An 18036-nucleotide genomic window follows, 5' to 3' on the forward strand; every position below is an offset into this window, starting at 1 on the left:
GCCGGTTCACACGCCGGTGATGGTCCATGCGTTGTTGGTGCTGGAGTTCGGCGTCCACAGCACCGCCGTCGAGCCCACGGTGGTGGTGCCGCCGCCGTCGAGGGCGGTGCCGGTGCCGCGGTTGATGATCTGGTAGCGGTTGTCGCCGAGGCTGCTGAGCGACCACTGCTGGTTGTTGCCGCCGTTCCACGCCTCCTGCCGTGCGGGAGCGCCGTTGGCGGAGTTGCCCCAGCTGTCGGCCGCCATGCCGTTGGTGCGGTTCATGATCCGGTAGTAGCCGTTGCCGAGGTCGATCAGCTGCCACTGCAGGTTGGCGCTGCCGTCGTAGTTCCACTGCTTGAGGTTGGAGCCGGAGGCGACGCTGCCGCCGCTGTCGAGGGCCAGCCCGCTGGTGACGTTGGCGATCTTCACCCAGGTCGTGGAGCCGCCGGGTGCGCCGAGGACGGGGATCTCGCCGGAGAAGGTGAGCTTGACGGTGTACGCCAGCGCGCTGAACGGCGGATTCGACGAGGGCATCGCGAGGTGCAGTCCGGCGGCGTCCTGGGTGGGGGCGGGCAGGTCGACGTAGGTGCCGGCGGTTTTGCCCAGCAGCTGGGCGCGGGTCAGGCTGCTGAGGTTGATCTGGTTGCTGTTCAGCGTGGTGATGGTCATGGTCCCGCCCTGCCAGCCCAGCGCGGTGGCGTAGAGGACCTTGTTGTCCTGGCTGCGGGTGAACCGGACGTCCTGTGGTTTGCCGGCCACCGGCCCGCTGAAGGAGCCTCCGCCCATCTTCGTGGGGCCCTCGCCGTAACTGGACCAGGAGCGGGTGCCGTAGACCGCCTCTCCGAAGCGGCCGAGCCAGTCCCCCATGCCCAGCAGGATCGACTGCTGTCCGGAGGGGATGGTGCCGTCGGCCATGGGGGCGATGTTCAGCAGCATGGTGCCGCCCTTGCTCACCCGGTCGATCAGGGAGTGCAGCAGGGCCTGCGTCGTGTAGTAGCCGATGCCGACGGTGTAGCACCAACTGGAGGAGGAGATGCTGTCGTCGGTCAGCCAGTAGGGGGTGAGCAGTCCCGCCGGGCCGCCGCGCTCGAAGTCGTAGACCTCGCCCTTGTTGTCGAGTCCGTCCTTGTAGGTCGCGACCACGTCCTTGTTCCAGGCGACCGCCTGGTTGTAGTAGTGGGCGAGGAACTGCAGCCGGTAGGACTCCTGCACCAGGTTCAGGTCGAAGTCCTGCCAGAGCAGGTCGGGTTGGTAGCCGTCGATGACCTCGACGAGCTTGTCGTACCAGAGCTTGTTCTCCGCCGCCGAGCCCTGCTGTCCGTAGAGGATGCGCAAGGTGGGGTCGGACTGGGCCGGCACGTGGTCGTAGAAGCCGTTGAAGTGGTAGGCGTGGTGCAGGGAGGCCATGAACTTCAGGCCCTGCCCGCGGATGGCCTGCGCGTGCAGGGCGACGAGGTCGAGTCGGGGGCCGTGCTGGACGGAGTTCCACGGGTTGGCGCGGCTGTTCCACATGGAGAATCCGTCGTGGTGCTCGGCGACCGGCCCGGCGAATCTGGCGCCCGCCGCCCGGAACAGCCGGGCCCAGGCGTCCGGGTCCCAACTGCCGCCCTGGGACGCCAGCTTGGGGGCGAACTGCACGAAGTTGCCGGCCTTGTCGCGGGCGCCGTCGATGAAGTTGCGGTACGGCCACACCGAGGGATCGCCGTAGGTGGCGATGTGGTGCTTGTTCTCGTTCGAGCCGCCGATGTACATGTTGCGCGGATACCACTCGTTGCCGAAGGCCGGGACGCTGAAGACGCCCCAGTGGTAGTAGATGCCGAACTTGGCGTCCTTGAACCACGTGGCGGCCGGGGGGTGTTGGTCCACGGAGGACCAGCTCGGCGTGTAGCTCGCGGGGCCGTCGGTCGCGGCGGCCTGCGGGGCGAACCGCAGCAGGCCGAAGGCGGTGGCGGCGCCGGTGACCGCCAGCAGCCGGCGCCGGCTGATCGGGTGGGGGGTGGAAGTCATGCGGAGCCTCTCGACGTCGGGGACAGGTGGGGGTCAGTCGCGCGTCCACTTCTGGTTGCCGGCGCCGTTGCAGGTCCACAGCTCCAGCAAGGTGCCGTTGGCCGTTCCCGCGCCGGTGGCGTCCAGGCACAGGCCGGACTGGGCGCCGGTGATCGTGCCGTCGGCGCCGAGCGTCCACTTCTGCTGGGCGCCGCCGGTGCAGGGGGCGATGTCGACCTTGGTGCCGGGGCTGGTGCCGCTGCCCGCGGCGTCCAGGCAGGCGCTGCCGTAGACCCGCAGCTCACCGGCCGAGGTGCTGGTCCATTGCTGGTTGGCGCCGCCGTTGCAGTCCCACAGCTCCACCTGGGTGCCGGGCGTCTGCGACTGGTTGGGCACGTCAACGCACCGGCCGGAGGCGGCCCCGACGATGGCCGCGGTCGTACCGCCGCCGCTTCCGCCGCTTCCGGGGGTCAGGGACAGGTTGTCGAACTGCGCGGTCTCGCCCTGACCGGTCGCGTAGCCGACCTGTCCGGCGGCCCAGGTGCGGTCGGTGGCGGAGCCGACGGTGGAACCGTCGATCACGGCGGTGACGCTGGTGCCGGAGAAGGTCAGGGCGAGGGTGTGCCATCGGCCGGTGCCCAGCGCGGTGGTCGTGCCGTGGGCGAGAGTGGAGACGCTGCCGTCGGTGCGGGAGGTCAGGATCGACCAGGCGCCGGTGTCGCTGACCCGCAGGTGATAGGCGTTCAGTCCGCCCGTGCTGCTGTAGTCCTGTCCGCCCGCGCGGCCCAGCAGCTCGGCGTATCCCGGTTGTTCGAGCAGTACGTCGGAGGAGACGGTGTAGTTGCTCCAGCCGACGTCGCCGAGGAGGGCGTGCGGGTCGGACAGCGCGTCCCAGGTGATCGGTTTCTGGGGGCTCATCTGGCGCACGCACTTGCCGGCGCGGCCGCCGCCGCAGCCCGCCACCTCGAAGGCGCCCTGCCAGTCCATGAGGTACTTCGCCTCACCGCCGGTGGTGTAGCCGTCGAAGGAGTCGCTGTACGGCAGGCTCATCGCGCCCTGCGCGGGAGCGGTGGCGGTGCCCTTGCCCTGGCCGATCGTGGTGGTGAGGGTGTAGACGTGGTGGGGCTGTACGGTCAGGCTGAAGCCGCTGCCGGACGGGGTGAGGTCCGCGGTGTGCACGAAGTAGTCGGCGGAGTTGCCGGAGTTGACGTCGGTCGACCACACGTGGACGGTGCCGGTGGACAGCCCTCCGGTGACGTCGAAGTTGAGCGTCTGGGCGCTGCCCGCGTCCATCGTCTCGATGACCGTGGAGTAGTCGGAGTTGTTCGTGGACTTCAGCGAGACGTAGCTGCCGTTGTTGCGGTTGCCGCCGATGTAGCCGCTCGCGGAGTCGAGGTAGTGCCAGCCCGGGGCGGTGAACTGGCTGGTGTGCGCCATGACCCAGGTGTTCTTGCCGATCGCGTAGTGCCCGGACCACGGCTGCGAGGCCAGGGCGAGGCCCATGGTGGGATACGGCAGGTTCGGGGTGATCGCCGCGACGACCGGCCAGTTGAGATAGGCGGTCATCCGGCCGTCGATGTATCCGCGGTTGATGCCGCGGGCCATGGCCGTCGCTCCGCCGTTGTAGTCGTCCGAGCCGTTCTCGCTCGCCCACAGTTGCTTTCCGGAGGACGTGGCGGCGGCGGGCACCGAGCAGTTGGACTGCGAGGAGCGGTAGCCGCAGGGGTAGTGGGTGCCGATGACGCTCACCGCGGAGGCGAACGCGCGGTTGGAGTTCACGTCGTTGGCCACGGCCCAGTCCGAGTCGGCGGCGACGATCTTGACGCCGCCGTAGCCGTTGGAGTCGAGGGCGCTGCGCAGCTGCTCGTACCAGGAGACGTTGTAGCCGCGCTCGTTCCAGCCGCCGAGGTAGTCGATGCCCAGCCCGTGCCGCTTGGCACAACCCAGCCACGAGATGAGGTAGTTGACCATGTCGGTGGACCAGAAGTTCCCGCCGCCGATCCATCCCGGCGCGCCCCAGGCGAGTCCGTAGAGCTTGATGTTCGGGTTGCGGGCCTTGGCCTGCTCCATCAGCCACCATTCGTAGCCCCGGTCGCAGTTCAGGTCCGAGCGCGTGTGCTGGTGGCTCGGCTCGGCCCCGGAGGTGGAGTTGGTGTCGCCGCCGATCTCGGCCTTGAGGAGCTGCAGAGAGGCGCCGTAGCCGGGCTTGAAGAGGTAGTCGAGGATCTGCCCGCGCTGCGGCTCGGGATAGTCGATCAGGAGCCTGCTGTTGCCGCCTCCGCCGCTGATCGCGCCGACACCGTCGAAGGTCCGGCCCGAGGAGGTGCCGTCGATGGTGAGGGAGGTGGCGGCCTGCGCCGGGGCCGCGGTCGTGCCCACGAGGCCGCCTGCGGCCAGTACGAGGCCGGTGAGCAGGACCGTCGAGGCGCGCAGGCGCCGCAGCAGCCGTCTGAGTGCTGACACGGTGGGGGGTCCTTTCGCAGGTGGGGTCCGCGTTCGGATGCGCTGTCAGCGGACGGTGAAGTCCTGGTTGGTGCCAGGGGCGTTCTTGCACGGCCACTGGTCCAGTTGCTGTCCCGCGTTGCCGCCGGCGCCGTAGACGTCCAGGCACAGGCCGCTGTTGCGGTTCTGGAAGGCGTACGAGCCGTCCGACTGCCGTACGGGCAGCCAGAGGGCGTTCGCCGCGGTGCCGGGGGTCTGCTGGACGATGTCCGGGACGCCGGCCGCCGTGGAGCTCGCGGCGACCGCCACGTCCTGCCCGGAGTTCTGGGCGCGCAGTTCGCCGTAGCCGCCCGAGGCCGGCACGAACCGGAAGCGCTGGTTGCCCTGCCCGTTGCAGGTCCACTGGTCGATCACGGCGCCCGGGCTGCCGGAGTCGCCGTAGACGTCCAGGCACAACCCGTTCCCGCTCACGACGAGTTGGCGGTTGCCGTCCGGGAAGGTTCCGCCGCTGGAGGACGCCGGTGTCACGTACACCGCGAACGCGTCGTGCGCGGCCTGGAAGGTCAGCGGCACGGTGACCGAGCCGCCGGTGGCGCTCACGTCCTGGTCGTACACGGTCTGCGGCGCGCCGAGCGGTGCCTGGTCCGGGATGCGGTGCACGGTGACGTGCACGCTGCCCGCGTTCGAGAGCCAGGGGACGGACGACAGGCCGTCGAAGGTCACGGACGCGGCGCCGGTGTATCCGTCGGAGTCGCCGACGACGGCGACCGCGCGCCGGGCCGCGGAGTCCTCGGCGGCCGAGACGGCCGTGGAGCCGACCTGGCCGGAGGTGTCGGCGAGGGTGCCGGTCATGTCGGCGTAGTCGCGCAGCGCCCACCAGTTGCCGGTCGGCTGCCAGCTGCCCCCGCTCTGGGTGAGGACACCCGTCAGGTTCGGGGTCACGCAGCACACCCAGTTGCCGCGCATCGCGTTGGTGTAGCGGGACTGCGCGAACCGCGCCAGGTACCAGGCCGTCACCCCGGCGCTCTGCCGGTCGGCCGGCTGGTACTCGTTCGAGGACAACGGCAGCCGGCCGATCCCCGCCGAGGTCAGCGCGTCGTCGAGGCTCTGCGCGACGGTGACGGGGTCGTCGACGTCGCCCTCGTTGTGGTTGGTGATCATGTCGGGCACGGTTCCGGCGGCCTTCACGTGCGCGAGCCAGGTCCGCCACTCCCCCGGGTTGCGCTGCGGGGTGAAGGCGAGGGAGGGTCCCACGATCTGCGCGCCGGGGGCGATCCGCCGGATCTCCCGGTAGGCGCTGTCCCACATCTGGAAGTACTGGGCGCTGTTCACCCCCCGGGTCCAGAAGACGGAGATGTCCGGCTCGTTCCAGATGTCGTAGGCGAACGTCAGCCCTGAGGCCTGCAGCGCGCCCACCGTGGAGTCGATGAAGGAGATCCAGTTGGAGCAGTCGCCGTTGTCGCACGGGTATCCGGTGTTCGACGGCTGGCCGCCGTTGGCGCCGTAGATGTCGCTGACCAGCACCTGGTACTGCGCGTGGTAGGGCGGGCGGGTGAGTCGTTTCGCCTGCGCGACGATGGAGTCGACGTCGGCCCGGGTGGCCGGGCCGTTCTGGTAGCCGTCCTTGATCCAGCCGCCGGAGAACCAGCCGCCGCCGCGGAAGGCGTTGACTCCCAGCGGCTGCAGGAACCGGTCCTCGGGCCGGCTGCCGTCCTCGCTGATGCCGTAGAGGAATCCCTCCCCGACGCCCGTCGACGGTCCACGCGTCGACGCCAGGTGCACGCTCAGCGACTTGGCGGCGGCGGCCTGGCTCGGCGCCGTCGACAGCAGGGCCCACACCAGCGCCAGGACGACGCCGGCCACCAGTGCCGGACGCCGGGAATGCCGGTGCCGGGATTCACGGCCGAGGCCGGGTCGCGCTCGCGTCCTCATGTGATCCTCCTATGATCGGCGCCGTACGGCGCGGCGACTGACCGGGGCGGCGTCGGGATGCCGCCCCGGAGTCGAGCGGGGGTGTCTCACGGGGTCAGTTCAGCGACCACCGCTGGTTGGACTGGCCGTTGCAGGTCCACAGCTGTACGGGGGTGCCGTTGGCGGTGGCGGCGCCGGTGACGTCCAGGCACAGTCCGGACGGGTCGCTGGTGAGGGTGCCGTCGGCGTGGAGCGTCCACTGCTGGTTGGACTGGCCGTTGCAGGTCCAGGTGATGACCTTGGTGCCGGGGCTGGTGCCCTGTCCCGAGGCGTCCAGGCACAGGCGACTGCCGCCGACCGTGACCGTCAGCTCGTGGGAGGAGCCCTGGGACCAGGTCTGGTTCGCCGCGCCGGTGCAGTCACGGATCTGCGTCTGCGTACCCGGTGTGGTGGAACCGCCCGGCACCTCCAGGCACTTGCCCGCGCCCACCGCACGCAGCGGACCCGTCGTGCCGCCCCCACCGCTTCCCGTTCCGTAGCCGGCCGCGGTGATACTGGCCTGGACGGCGTTCTCGGTGGCGTCGGAGGGGTAGCCCGCCGTCATCGCCCCCTCGAAGAACTCGCCCTGCCCTGAAGGGCTGTTGTCGCCCCCGGTGCCGAGCAGGACCGAACTGTCGACCTTCATCGGCGAGTAGCCGTTGGGCAGGGGACCGGAGAAAGTGGTGGTCAGGCCGCCGCTCGCGCCGTTGCCGTATTTGAGGGTGAAGTTGGTGGTGCCGTTGTTCTTCAGCCACGCGCTGACGAACGGATGGTGCACGCCCTGGTTGTTCGGGTCCTTGTTGGAGCCGGTGTTGGTGTGGAACATGCCGTTCTCCAGGTCGGCCTCGACCCACGGCCCACTGCCCGTGCAGCCACCGAACCAGCAGGCGTTGCCCCAGTAGATGGCGTTCATGGTGGCGTTGCCGGTGTCGGTGTGGGAGTTCTCGCCGCTCCCGTAGTCGAAGCAGCACCACTGGTTGGTGTAGTTCGACGAGGTCACCATGTAGATGCCTTCCGGCTGGGAGCCGGTGGCCACGCCGCTCGCGTGGTCGAGGCGGTAGCCGACACCGGGGGTGACCTTGACGCCGAACACCTGGTGGCCGGCCGCGGTCACCGGCAGGGCCATGGCGTCCGCGCCCACGTCGGAGCCGTTGGGGCCGGGCCCCTTCCAGTAGCCGCCCCAGGAGATCGGCAGGTCGTTGTGCCGGGCGGTCTGGTCGTAGATCTTCGTGATCGTGCAGGACGTGCCCGCGCAGAACGACACCTGGGAGGCGGCGTCGGCGTACCCGCCCGCGGCGAGGACCCCGATGTCGCGGTAGGCGTGGTCGGAGGACCGCTGGATCTGGTAAAGCGGCCCGTTGTACGCCGTGAACAGCGCCCTGGTCGTGGAGTGGGCGGTCACGCACGGCGTGCCGCCCGCGGCGTAGAGGTCGCACGGCAGCGACGCGTCCGCGGCGGACGCCGACGTGTGGACGGCGGTGCTGGTGCCGGGCCCCGGTGACCTGGCGAACGCCGGTGTTCCCAGCGCTGCCAGGGCCATCGCCAGGGCGATCAGGAACACGGCCGGGAATCGCCCGCGTCGGCGGTCGAGTGCCGATCCGGACATGGGAACCTCCTCTGTGGCGGTGGTGAGGAGCAGGGGGAAGTCAGCCGAGCGTCCAGCGCTGGCTGCCGCTGCCGTCGCACGTCTGCAGCTCGGCGAGGGCCCCGTCGGCCGTGGCCCCTCCCGCGACGCCCAGGCACAGGCCGGACTGACGGCCGGTGACCGTGCCGTCGGAGTTCAGCGACCACTGCTGGTTGCTCTGGCCGTTGCACTGCCAGATCTCCACCTTCGTCCCGGGCGCGGTCCGGTTGTCGTAGGCGTCCAGGCACATCTGGCCGCTGCCGGAGTAGACGGTGAGCTGGTCGGAGGCGGTGTGTGTCCAGGTCTGGTTCGCACCGCCGTTGCAGCTCCAGATCTCCACCTGGGTGCCCGCGGTCGTGGTCGCGTTCGGTACGTCCAGGCACTTGCCCGACCCGACGGCGTGCAGCGGGCCGGTCACCCCGGTGGAGCCTCCGCTGGTGCCGCCCGCGACCCGGTACATGACCGTGCCGTGGGCGGGCACCGAGGCGCTGATGGTGCCGGAGGTCGTCGAGGTCGCGCCCGACCACAGGTCGGTCAGGGTGTAGGCGGACGCCCCGGTCTTGCCGATCGCGGACGCGGTGGTGGTGATGGTCGCCGTGGAGCCGGTCTCGTTGAACAGCGCCACCGACACGTCACCGTTGGCCAGCGGCTTGGCCAGCACGTCCAGACCGCCCGAGGAGGAGACCATGGTGCCCTGCTTGCCGAGGGGGTCCTGGTCGACCGCGATCACCCGGGAGTTGGTCAGCACGGACAGGGTGGCCGAACTGGCCTGGGGGATGTTGGTGCCCGCGATGAGCGGCGCGGCCATCTCCGCCCAGAGACTGAACTCGCTGCGGTTCTCGGCCGCCGTCATCGAGCCGTTGCCGATCTCCAGCATGTCCGGGTCGTTCCAGTGGCCGGGACCGGCGTAGGAGGCGAGTCCGACGTTGCTGTGGAAGATCGACAGCATGCTGGAGTAGGTGGGACTGATGTCCCCGGTCGTGCGCCAGCTGTTGCCCACGCTCGCGCCCCAGGTCCACACGTTCTCCTGGCCCCAGTTGCACAGGCTGTACAGGATCGGCCGGCCGGTCGCGGCGAGGGCGTCCCGCATCGTGGTGTACCGGGTCCGCGCGGAGACGCCGGTGTTGTTGCAGTTGTCGTACTTCAGGTAGTCCACGCCCCACGACGCGAACGACTGGGCGTCCGTGGTCTCGTGCCCCAGGCTGCCCGGGTATCCCGCGCAGGTCGCGGTGCCCGCGTCCTCGTAGATGCCGAGCTTCAGCCCCAGTGAGTGGACGTAGTCGGCGGTGCCCTTGATGCCGTCGGGGAACTTCGCCGGGTCCGGCACCAGGTGCCCGCCGGAGTCCCGGTTGTGGGTCATCCAGCAGTCGTCGATGTTGACGTACGTGTAGCCCGCCGCCTGCATGCCGTTGGTGTGCATCGCCTGGGCGGTGGACTTGATCAGCGACTCGGAGACGTTGCAGCCGTAGGCGTTCCAGTCGTTGAAGCCCATCTGCGGGGTCGGCGCGAGCCCGTTGCCGAGCGCGGCGGCGGGCTGCGCCGTGCCGAGGGAGAGGAGCGGTACGGCGAAGGCGAGCAGCGCCGTCGAGAACATCAGCGCCAGGGTTCTGCGCAGGGACGGCAGCGGGGGCAGGGGCCGTGGGCGCCCGGGTCCTGTCGTGCTGGGCATAAGTCATCCACTCCTGGGCCGATTCGGAAGCTGCATGGATCAGCGGTAGCCGGCGGCGGTGATGTTCGCCTGCACCGCGCTGTCGGTCGCGTCGGAGGGGTAGCCGGCGACCACGGCCCCCTCGTAGAAGGTGCCGGCGCTCAGGTTCGCGCCGCCGCCCGGCTTGCAGCAGTCGCCGCCGCTGCCAAGGACGATGGCTCCCTGTTTCTTCATGGGGCTGTATCCGGCGGGCAGTCCGCCGTCCCACAAGGTGGTCAGGCTCCCCGACTGGGCGTTGCCGCCCTTGAGGGCGAACCTGGAGGTGCCGTTGTTCTTCAGCATCGCGGTGACGAACTTGCTCGTGAACGCACGCTGGTTGGGGTTCCAGGACTGGCTGCCACCTGGGTACAGCCCCCATTCGAGGTCGGCCTGCACCCAGGGGCCGCTGCCGGAGCAGCCGCCGAACCAGCACTCGGTGCCGAAGTTGATCGCGTCCATCGCCCCGGCGGCGTCGGCCTTCCTGGTCGTCTCGCTGTTGCCGTAGTCGAAGCAGCAGCCGCCGTTGACGTGGGTGCCGCTGGTCACCATGTACGCCCCCTCGGGGGCGGCACCGGTCGGCACGCCCGTCAGATGACCGTCCCGCCAGTAGCTGTTGCCGGGGTTGATGTACAGCGAGTACGCCTTGGTGCCTCCCGCGGTCAGCGACTCCGAGGTCGCCTTCGCGGGACTGCTCTGGCTGGACCCCGGGACCTGTGCGGAGCCCTGGTACCAGAGGTCGTTGCCGTGTCCGGACTGGTCGCGGACGGCGGTGATCACGCACGAGGTGCCCGCGCAGAACGCGTCCTGTGCCGCCGCGTCGGCGAACCCGCCGGGCGCCAGTACCCCGATGTCCTTGACCGCGTTGTCCGAGGCGCGCCGGACCTGGTACAGGGAGCCGTTGTAGGAACCGTAGAGCGCCCGCACGGTGCTGTGCGCGGCCACGCACGGCGTGCCGCCGGCGGCGTAGCGGTCGCACGGTCCGGAACCGGACTGCGGGGGCGGCGTCGTCGCCGTGGACCACTTCTGGTTGCTCTGGTTGTTGCAGGTCCACAGGATGACCGCGGTGCCGTCGGCCGTGGCCGCCCCGTTGACGTCCAGGCAGAACCCGGACGAGACGGCGGTGACGGAGCCGTCGCCGTTCTCCCGCCACACCTGGCCGGCCCGTCCGTCGCAGGGACGGATGACCGCCAGGGCCCCGGGCGCCGTCCGGTTGTCGGAGGCGTCCACGCACCGGGTGCCGTTCATGGTCCTCAGCTCACCCGCCGCCGTCAGCTCGAACGCCTGGTTGGCCTGGCCGTTGCAGGTCCAGATCTGCAGCGCGGTGCCCGACGTGTCGATGTTGCCCTTGACGTCCAGGCAGCGGCCCGACGCGGAACTCACCAGGGGCGTCGCGGACGCGGGCGCCGACCACGTCGGTGCCGCCGCCAGCAACATGGCCAGCAGTGCCAGTGCGTAGACGGCCGCGGCCGCCGGTAAGCGTGCGGCACGGGCCGCGGGGAGGCAGGGTGGAGCGGATGACGGCTGCATTCCGTGTCCTCGAGAGGCGGGGGAAAGGGACGGAGAGTGCTGTGCCTGTCCGGGGGTGCGGATGGGGCGTCTGCAGCTGGCGTCAGCGGGCCCGAGAGCGCCCACAGGAGACCCTCAGACATCCCATGACGCATAGTGATCCCACAGGCGCGTGGCCATGTCAATAGGCTTCCCACAGCAAGGGAGAGCTCGATTCATCCCATGTCTAGCGCCGAGTTGAGCCGGTTCGAGGGCATGCCGAAACCGCGTCCGACGACGGCCGCCGTGCCGGACGCGGGTGCTCGTGGGCCCGGTCACCTCACATGGGGTTGCCGTAATGGTGGGCACCGCCGCCGACGTCTCGGACCGGCATCCGCGTGCCGCTGCCCGCCGGGCTGCCGCTGTCGGCCGTCGCCGCGCCGCGCGGGCCGGAGGACGCGTGTGCGACCGGGTTCGCGGGGCCGGCCAGCGCCAGTAACGCACCGGCCGTCAGACCGGCGACCAGGGCCAGGACCTTGCGCAGCCGGGCCTCTTCGTCGAGCCAGGACATGAGGGAGCGGTCTCCTTGTGCATGTGGGGGGTACGGCACCGGCGACGCGTCGGTGCCGCCGTCGAGCGGGGTCACGCGGCCGAGGTGACCGGCAGCGCCGTCCACTGCTGGTTGGCACCGCCGTTGCAGTCCCACAGGACCAGTTGCGTGCCGTCGGCGGCGGACGACCCGGGATCGTCGAGGCAGCGGCCGGAGGCGGGATTGCGGTAACCGCCGCCGTAGGACTGCCACTGCTGGTTGCCGCCCGCGTTGCAGTCCCAGATCTCGATCTTCGTGCCGTTGGCGGTGCCGCGGCCGGTGGCGTCGAGGCATTTGCCGAGCGCCCGCAGGGTGCCGTCGGAGCGTGCGGACCACTGCTGCGCGGTGGAGCCGTTGCACGTCGCGATGTCGACGGCCGTTCCGTTGGCGCTGTTGCCGCCGCTCACGTCCAGGCACTTCCCCGCGATCCCGGAGCGCACCTGTCCGTCCGTCGAAGCCGGCGGTCCGATCCAGCCCGCCGCGTCCGCGGCCTGCACCCCCGCGTTGAAGGCGTCCGCCATCTTGCGGAAGCCGTTGTCGTTGGGGTGCAGGGAGTCCGACAGGTCCGCGCTGGTCAAGGCGCTCATGTCCACCAGCCGCACATGCTTGCCGGCGGCCTGCTCGGCCTGGACGATCCCGGGCAGCTTGGCGTTGAAAGCCGGCCGGTTGGCCTCCTCGGTGCCGCTCGTGGAGACGATCACGGTGCCGACGAGGACGGTCGCGTCGGGGGCGTCGCGCGTGATCTGGTCGATGAGCGCACGCAGCCGGTCGGGAGCGGTCGGGATCTGATAGTTGCCGTTCAGATCGTTGGTGCCGATCTCCAGGGTGATGACGTTGGGGCGGTACCGGGCCAGCACGGAGTCCGCGATGCCGGCGATCTGGTCGATCCGCCAGCCGGAGTGGCCTTCGTTGTCCGGGTCGGACATGGTGCCGTTGCGGCCCGAGCCGACGAAGTCCACGGCATGCCCCTCGGCCACCAGTCGGCTCCCCAGGAAGCTCCGGTAGCTGTTGCCCGACGGGCTGCCGACGCCCCAGGTGATCGAGTCGCCCAACGGCATCAGCCGCAGAGCGGCGGGCGCGGCCGCGGAAGGCGGGGCGGGGGCCGGCGGCCCGGAGCCCGCGCCGGCCGCCGCGGGTGACGCGGCGCCGAAACCCAGGACGGTCGTCAACGCGACGGCCAGGGGGACCGAGTACTTCTTCATGAGCGTTCCTCACTGGTGCGGGCAGTGGGTGGGGGTGAACGAACGCATGGTCCGGCGCGGTCCTGTCCGTGGCCGGCTACGCCCGGTCCCGGACAGGAACCGCTCAGGTCAGCCGAGGCTCCATCGCTGGTTCGAGCCGCCGTTGCACGGCCAGAGCTCGGCCAGGGCGCCGTTGGCCGTGGAAGCACCGGTCACGTCGAGGCAGAGCCCGGACTGGGTGCCGGTGACGGTGCCGTCGGAGTTGACCTGCCACTGCTGGTTGGCGCCGCCGTTGCACGGCCAGGTCACCACCTTGGTTCCCGCTGACGTCTGGTTGTCGTACGCGTCCAGACACAGCTGACTGCTGCCGCTGTAGACGGTCAGCTGGTTGGCGGACGTGCGGGTCCAGGTCTGGTTGGTGCCGCCGCTGCAGTCCCAGATCTGCAGCTGCGTACCGGCCGTGGTGGACGAGTTCGGCACGTCCAGGCACTTGCCCGCGCCCACCGCATGCAGCGGGCCGGTGCTCGCACCACCGGACGAGGAGGTGCCGTACCCGGCCGCGGTGATGTTGGCCTGTACGGCGTTCTCGGTGGCGTCCGAGGGATAGCCGGAGGTCATCGCGCCCTCGTAGAAGGTGCCTTGGGCGCCCTTGCTGTTGTCGCCGCCGATGCCCAGGATGATGGCGCCCTGCTTGCGCATCGGGTTGTAGCCCGCGACGTTGGGGCGCACACCGTCGTAGAAGGTGGACAGGGAACCGGACTGGGCGTTGCCGCCGCGGATCGCCCAGTGGTTCGGACCGCCCTTGATGACGGCGGTCGTGTACCGGTGATTGATGCTCGGGTCGCCCGCGTTGTAGTGCTGGTTCACTCCGGAGAAGAGGCCGTTCTCCAGGTCGGCCATGATCCAGGGGCCGTTGCCGCTGCCGTAGCCCCAGACCTTGATGTTGCCGAAGTAGATGGCCTCCATGGTGCCGTTGCCGTCGTCGTTGCTGTCCGTCTCGGCGTTGCCGTAGTCGAAGCAGCAACCCCCGTTGTAGTGCGTGCCGTCGAGGATCGCGTACATGCCCTCGGGGTTGTCGCCGGTGGCGATGCCGTTGGTGTGGTTGTTGCGGTAGCCGGTGCCGGGGGCCACGTAGACGCCGTAGGCCTTGTGGCCGCCGACCGTGGTGGGCGCGGCGGTGGCGTTGGCGAGGTTGTCGGGGCCGCCCGCGGCGCCGCCGCCGGGCGCCTGGGTGAGGTTGTTGCCGCGGCCCGACTGGTCGTAGATCACCGTGATCAGGCAGGTCGTCCCGGAGCAGAACGAGTCCTGGGCGGCGGCGTCGGCATACCCGCCCGCGCTCAGGACGCCGATGTTCCGGGTCGTGTTGTCCGAGGAACGCCGGACCTGGTACAGCGGCCCGTTGTACGAGGCGTACAGCGCGCGTGTGGTGCTGTGCGCCGCGACGCAGGGCGTACCGCCCGACGCGTAGAGGTCGCAGGGGCCGGACGTGGCCGCGCGCGCCGACCCGGCGGTGGCCGCCGCCCCGGCCAGGGTTCCGGCGACGAGCGCCGCCGCGGCGATCGTCCGGGCCGGCGTCCGCCACCGGGAACGGACCGAGCGCACCGGTGTCCCGGGCGACGCGCCTGCCGGACCGCCCCGGTGCCGTAACGCCGCGAGCAGCCGCTCGACGCCGCCGCGCCCGGGCAGCCGGCGGCGTCTCTCACGTGTGCTTCCCATCTGAGCTCCCTACCGTGCCGGCGCAACCCGCTCGGGGTGTGGTGGTGGCGCTGACGAATGTCGAAGCGCTCGAACGTGCCGTTGTGCAGTGGGATCGCGGAGAGGTTCCGGGGAAGACGGTGCTCCCTGTCTCGCGGGGCACTCGAGCGTGCAAAGGCCCCTGCCGTGAACCTCGTTGCGAATCGATTCGACTGCTGATTCGCGCGCTTCGCAAGTCGTCTGCACCGTCGAAAAGTTGCGGTGTGTCGGCGAACGGACTGCGGCACGGTCACCTGCGGCGCGGGCGCCCGCCGGCCGTGCGCGGAAGGACGCAGCCACCCCCGGGTCCTCCGGATGGCCCGCCATCATGGCGATGAGCAGGGCGAGTTCGTGTCCTACGGGCCCTGGGGCGCCGGTACGCCGGAAGGCGCTCCCGCCGGACGGGCCCCTGCCGGCGCGCCGGCGCCGCACTCGCCCCGCGGCAGGCCGTCGAGCGCCGTCTCCCGCCGGTCACGGCTTCCCGTCGAAGCGCTTGCGTCGAACCGATTCGCCTTGCAAGGGAGGGCACTTGGTGGAACGCGGGCTCAGGCCGATTCGCGGACGACGAGTTCCGTACGCAGGATGACGTGGCGCCAGGCGACGAAGGGCTCCTCCATCTCCTCCAGCAACAGGCGGATCATGGCCCGCCCCATCTCCTCCACGGGCTGACGCACGGTCGTCAGACGGGGCTCGGTGCGCTGGGCCAGCGAGAAGTCGTCGAACCCGATCACGGCGACGTCCTCCGGCACCCGCCGCCCCGCGGCTCGCAGCGCCTGCAGTGCCCCCGCCGCCGAGGTGTCCGACGCCGCGACGACACCGTCGATCTCCGGGTGCCGGCGCAGGAGTTCGGCCATGGCGCGGCGCCCGCTGTCCTCCGTGAAGTCGCCCTCGGCCACCAGGGACCGCGAGCCCTTCAGGCCGGCCATGTCCAAAGCGTCCTGGTAGCCGCGCAGCCGGCACTGGGCGACGTACATGTCCAGCGGGCCGGTGATCGTGGCGATGGTCCGGCGGCCCTGCTTCAGCAGACGGGACACGGCGTCGCGGGCACCGCCAACGTTGTCCGCGTCCACATAGCTGACGTACTCGTCGCCCGAGCGGCGTCCCAGCAGCACGGTCGGCAACCGCGCCTCGGCCAGCATGTCGGGGAGTCGATCACCGGCGTGCACGGACATCATCAGCACGCCGTCGACCCGTCCGCCGCGTGCGTACTCCAGGAACCGCCGGCGCTCGTCCTGCGAACGCACCAGGGTCAGCAGCAGTTGCATCCCGGTGTCCGCCAGCGCGTCGCCGAGCGAGCCGACGATCTCCGAGAAGAACGGTTCGGCGAACATCCTCCAGTCCGGCTCCGTGAGCACCAGCGCCACGGCGTCGGCTCCTCGCCCGGCCAGCGATCGGGCGGCCAGGTTGGGCACGTACCCCAGTTCCTCGATGGCGCGTTGCACGGCCAGCCGCGTCGACTCCTTCACTCCGGCAGCGTTGTTGACGACTCGGGAGACCGTGCCCCGTCCCACCCCGGCGTGAGCGGCCACCTCTTCCAGCGTCGGCGCCCCAGGGCGTCGCTTGCCCATCACCACCTCCCCCACGAGATCACCGATCCTACGGCCCGAGGTGCGGGGCGCACGACGTTCAGCGCATCATCAACTGGGCGCCGATGAGCGGAAGTCGGGATCGGGGACGGTCGCGAGGGAGGTGGCGGAGGGTTCGGTCCCGGCCGCATGCGGCCGGACGACCGTCAGGCGATGCGCTGCGGCGTCCCTACGCCGTGGTGCAGGCCGTTCCGTTCAGGCTGAAGCCGGCCGGTTTGGCGAAGGTGCCGTCGTAGGTGCCCTGGAAGCCGAAGGAGACCTGCGCCCCGGCGGCGATGCTCCCGTTGTACTGCGTACCGCCGGCCGTCACCGCCCCCGAGGAGCCGGAGAGGGAGGCGTTCCACGCGCTGGTGACCTTCTGTCCGGCGGGCAGGGTGAACGCGAGATTCCATCCGTTCACCGGGGAGGAACCGGTGTTGGCCACCGTGACGTCGGCGGTGAAGCCGCCCTGCCACACATTCGTGCCGTAGGTCACCTTGCAGGCCGACGAGCCGCCCGGGCCGCCGGGCGTGCCGCCGCCGAGGTTCACCGCCGAGGAGAACGACGTCACGGCCAGTCCGGCGCCGTTCTGCCAGGGCTCGAAGCCGGCCTGAACGCTCGTCAGGTACCAGTTGTCCTGCGCGAGTCCGCGGGAGACGGCCTGCCGGAGGAAGTCCATCACATCGAAGCTCCAGCTGTCGATCGCCGACGGCGCGACGAAGGACAGCACGTCGTTGGAGCCGTTGTTGCCCGACCAGACCTGCCACGAACGCCCGGCGACGGTGGCGGTGCCGGTCTGCGACCCGACCGGCTGCACAGGCCCGGTGTGGTTGAGCCAGACCATGATCTCGGTGCGATTGACGCCGTCGGTGCGGGGCGTGGGGTCCAGCCAGATGTCGTACGCGGCGTCGTAGACCGCGTTGCTCACGTAGCTGTAGGAGATGCTCGTGGGCGCGCTCGAGATCGAGCTCAGCCTGGCGGGGAGGTTGGTGCCGGGTGAGCAGTTGGTGTAGTGGCAGCCGTTGAACACCGACGGGTAGGACTTCGGGCCGCCGTTGGTCGGGACCGAGCCGTCGGCCCTGGGAGATCCGGAAGCCGGAGTTCGTCACGGTGACGCACTGGGTGGCGCTGGTTCCCCAACGGTTGTTCTGGACGACGTAGCGGCCCTGGATCGTCGTCGAGCCGTACTGCTCGCAGATGGTCGTGTCGGCGTGTGACGGCGAGGTGGCGGTGAAAAGAGCCGTCAGCGCGAGGAGTGAGGTGAGCAGCGCACCGAGCAGGGCGCGCGCCCCGGCTCGGGGTTTCGACTGTTGCATGCGGTTCCTCCGCGGGGGTGTGAGGGGACAGTGGGAGCGCCGTTCCGGCTTGGGAGCGCTCCCACTTCGTTCTGGGCGGGCACGATGCACGAATTGATCATGCTCCTGACAAGAGAAGGAGCCGAGCGGCCCTCGGGGGATTGAGGACCGCCCGGCGCGGTGACCCCGTCGGTCTACGACGGAGTCACGCACGCGGAGCTCGGAGAGGGGCGATTCGGAGGGCTCCGCGTACGAGCCCGGGACCGCCGGCCGGATGCCCGCGCGGCGGATCATGACATGAGGACCGCGGGCCGCGCCGGCCGGCGTTCGACGCGGACCATGGCCCGACTCCGTGCACGCGAGCGAGATCCATGTTTCTGGTTCCCTCCTTGCGAGTGCGGCTCGAGGGGGGTCAAGGCTTGAACCAGTGGGAGCGCTCCCAATAGTGGGGACGGTCACGGCTGCGGTCAAGCCTTCAAGAAGTTGAATCGTTCGAACCGAACCAGTCCGGAAAAG

General features: G+C 70.4%; 10 protein-coding genes and 1 pseudogene. All 11 read right to left on the reverse strand.

Going from position 1 to position 18036, the window contains the following annotated elements; genetic code table 11:
- Nucleotides 1–6: 6 nt before the first annotated feature.
- Nucleotides 7–1989: an alpha-L-fucosidase gene (locus LN251_RS38440; protein ID WP_458248786.1), complete on the reverse strand. Its 1983-nt coding sequence runs from the start codon at nt 1987–1989 to the stop codon at nt 7–9.
- Between the two features lie 33 nt (nt 1990–2022).
- On the reverse strand, nt 2023–4431 hold the full coding sequence (locus tag LN251_RS38445) for a ricin-type beta-trefoil lectin domain protein (RefSeq protein WP_458248787.1): 2409 nt from the start codon (nt 4429–4431) through the stop codon (nt 2023–2025).
- Nucleotides 4432–4476: 45 nt separating this feature from the next.
- A complete protein-coding gene (locus LN251_RS38450) occupies nt 4477–6342 on the reverse strand; it encodes an RICIN domain-containing protein (RefSeq protein ID WP_458248788.1) in 1866 nt (621 codons plus the stop codon).
- Nucleotides 6343–6436: 94 nt separating this feature from the next.
- Nucleotides 6437–7966: an arabinofuranosidase catalytic domain-containing protein gene (locus LN251_RS38455; RefSeq protein ID WP_458248789.1), complete on the reverse strand. Its 1530-nt coding sequence runs from the start codon at nt 7964–7966 to the stop codon at nt 6437–6439.
- Nucleotides 7967–8006: 40 nt separating this feature from the next.
- Entirely contained in the window at nt 8007–9653 is a 1647-nt protein-coding gene (locus LN251_RS38460; protein ID WP_458248790.1) for a glycoside hydrolase family 27 protein, read from the reverse strand.
- Between the two features lie 39 nt (nt 9654–9692).
- Nucleotides 9693–11120 carry an arabinofuranosidase catalytic domain-containing protein gene (locus LN251_RS38465; protein ID WP_458249514.1) on the reverse strand — a complete coding sequence of 476 codons (1428 nt, stop codon included), beginning with the start codon at nt 11118–11120 and terminating at the stop codon, nt 9693–9695.
- A 376-nt stretch (nt 11121–11496) separates the two neighbouring features.
- Nucleotides 11497–11727: a hypothetical protein gene (locus LN251_RS38470; RefSeq protein ID WP_458248791.1), complete on the reverse strand. Its 231-nt coding sequence runs from the start codon at nt 11725–11727 to the stop codon at nt 11497–11499.
- Nucleotides 11728–11798: 71 nt separating this feature from the next.
- On the reverse strand, nt 11799–12947 hold the full coding sequence (locus LN251_RS38475; protein ID WP_458248792.1) for a ricin-type beta-trefoil lectin domain protein: 1149 nt from the start codon (nt 12945–12947) through the stop codon (nt 11799–11801).
- A 108-nt stretch (nt 12948–13055) separates the two neighbouring features.
- The gene (locus LN251_RS38480) at nt 13056–14642 is read right to left on the reverse strand and encodes an arabinofuranosidase catalytic domain-containing protein (RefSeq protein ID WP_458248793.1); all 1587 of its coding nucleotides are present in this window, start codon (nt 14640–14642) and stop codon (nt 13056–13058) included.
- A gap of 563 nt (nt 14643–15205) precedes the next feature.
- Nucleotides 15206–16228: a LacI family DNA-binding transcriptional regulator gene (locus LN251_RS38485; RefSeq protein WP_458248794.1), complete on the reverse strand. Its 1023-nt coding sequence runs from the start codon at nt 16226–16228 to the stop codon at nt 15206–15208.
- Nucleotides 16229–16415: 187 nt separating this feature from the next.
- A pseudogene (locus LN251_RS38490) lies at nt 16416–17541 on the reverse strand (GH12 family glycosyl hydrolase domain-containing protein).
- Nucleotides 17542–18036 lie beyond the last annotated feature (495 nt).

The sequence above is a fragment of the Streptomyces sp. MAI_2237 genome (genome assembly GCF_054189285.1).

Coding starts and splice junctions, on each gene's coding strand:
- LN251_RS38470 (WP_458248791.1), bottom strand. CDS start 11,727: ATGTCCTGGCTCGACGAAGAGGCCCGGCTGCGCAAGGTCCTGGCCCTG.
- LN251_RS38460 (WP_458248790.1), bottom strand. CDS start 9,653: ATGCCCAGCACGACAGGACCCGGGCGCCCACGGCCCCTGCCCCCGCTG.
- LN251_RS38440 (WP_458248786.1), bottom strand. CDS start 1,989: ATGACTTCCACCCCCCACCCGATCAGCCGGCGCCGGCTGCTGGCGGTC.
- LN251_RS38480 (WP_458248793.1), bottom strand. CDS start 14,642: ATGGGAAGCACACGTGAGAGACGCCGCCGGCTGCCCGGGCGCGGCGGC.
- LN251_RS38485 (WP_458248794.1), bottom strand. CDS start 16,228: ATGGGCAAGCGACGCCCTGGGGCGCCGACGCTGGAAGAGGTGGCCGCT.
- LN251_RS38475 (WP_458248792.1), bottom strand. CDS start 12,947: ATGAAGAAGTACTCGGTCCCCCTGGCCGTCGCGTTGACGACCGTCCTG.
- LN251_RS38450 (WP_458248788.1), bottom strand. CDS start 6,342: ATGAGGACGCGAGCGCGACCCGGCCTCGGCCGTGAATCCCGGCACCGG.
- LN251_RS38455 (WP_458248789.1), bottom strand. CDS start 7,966: ATGTCCGGATCGGCACTCGACCGCCGACGCGGGCGATTCCCGGCCGTG.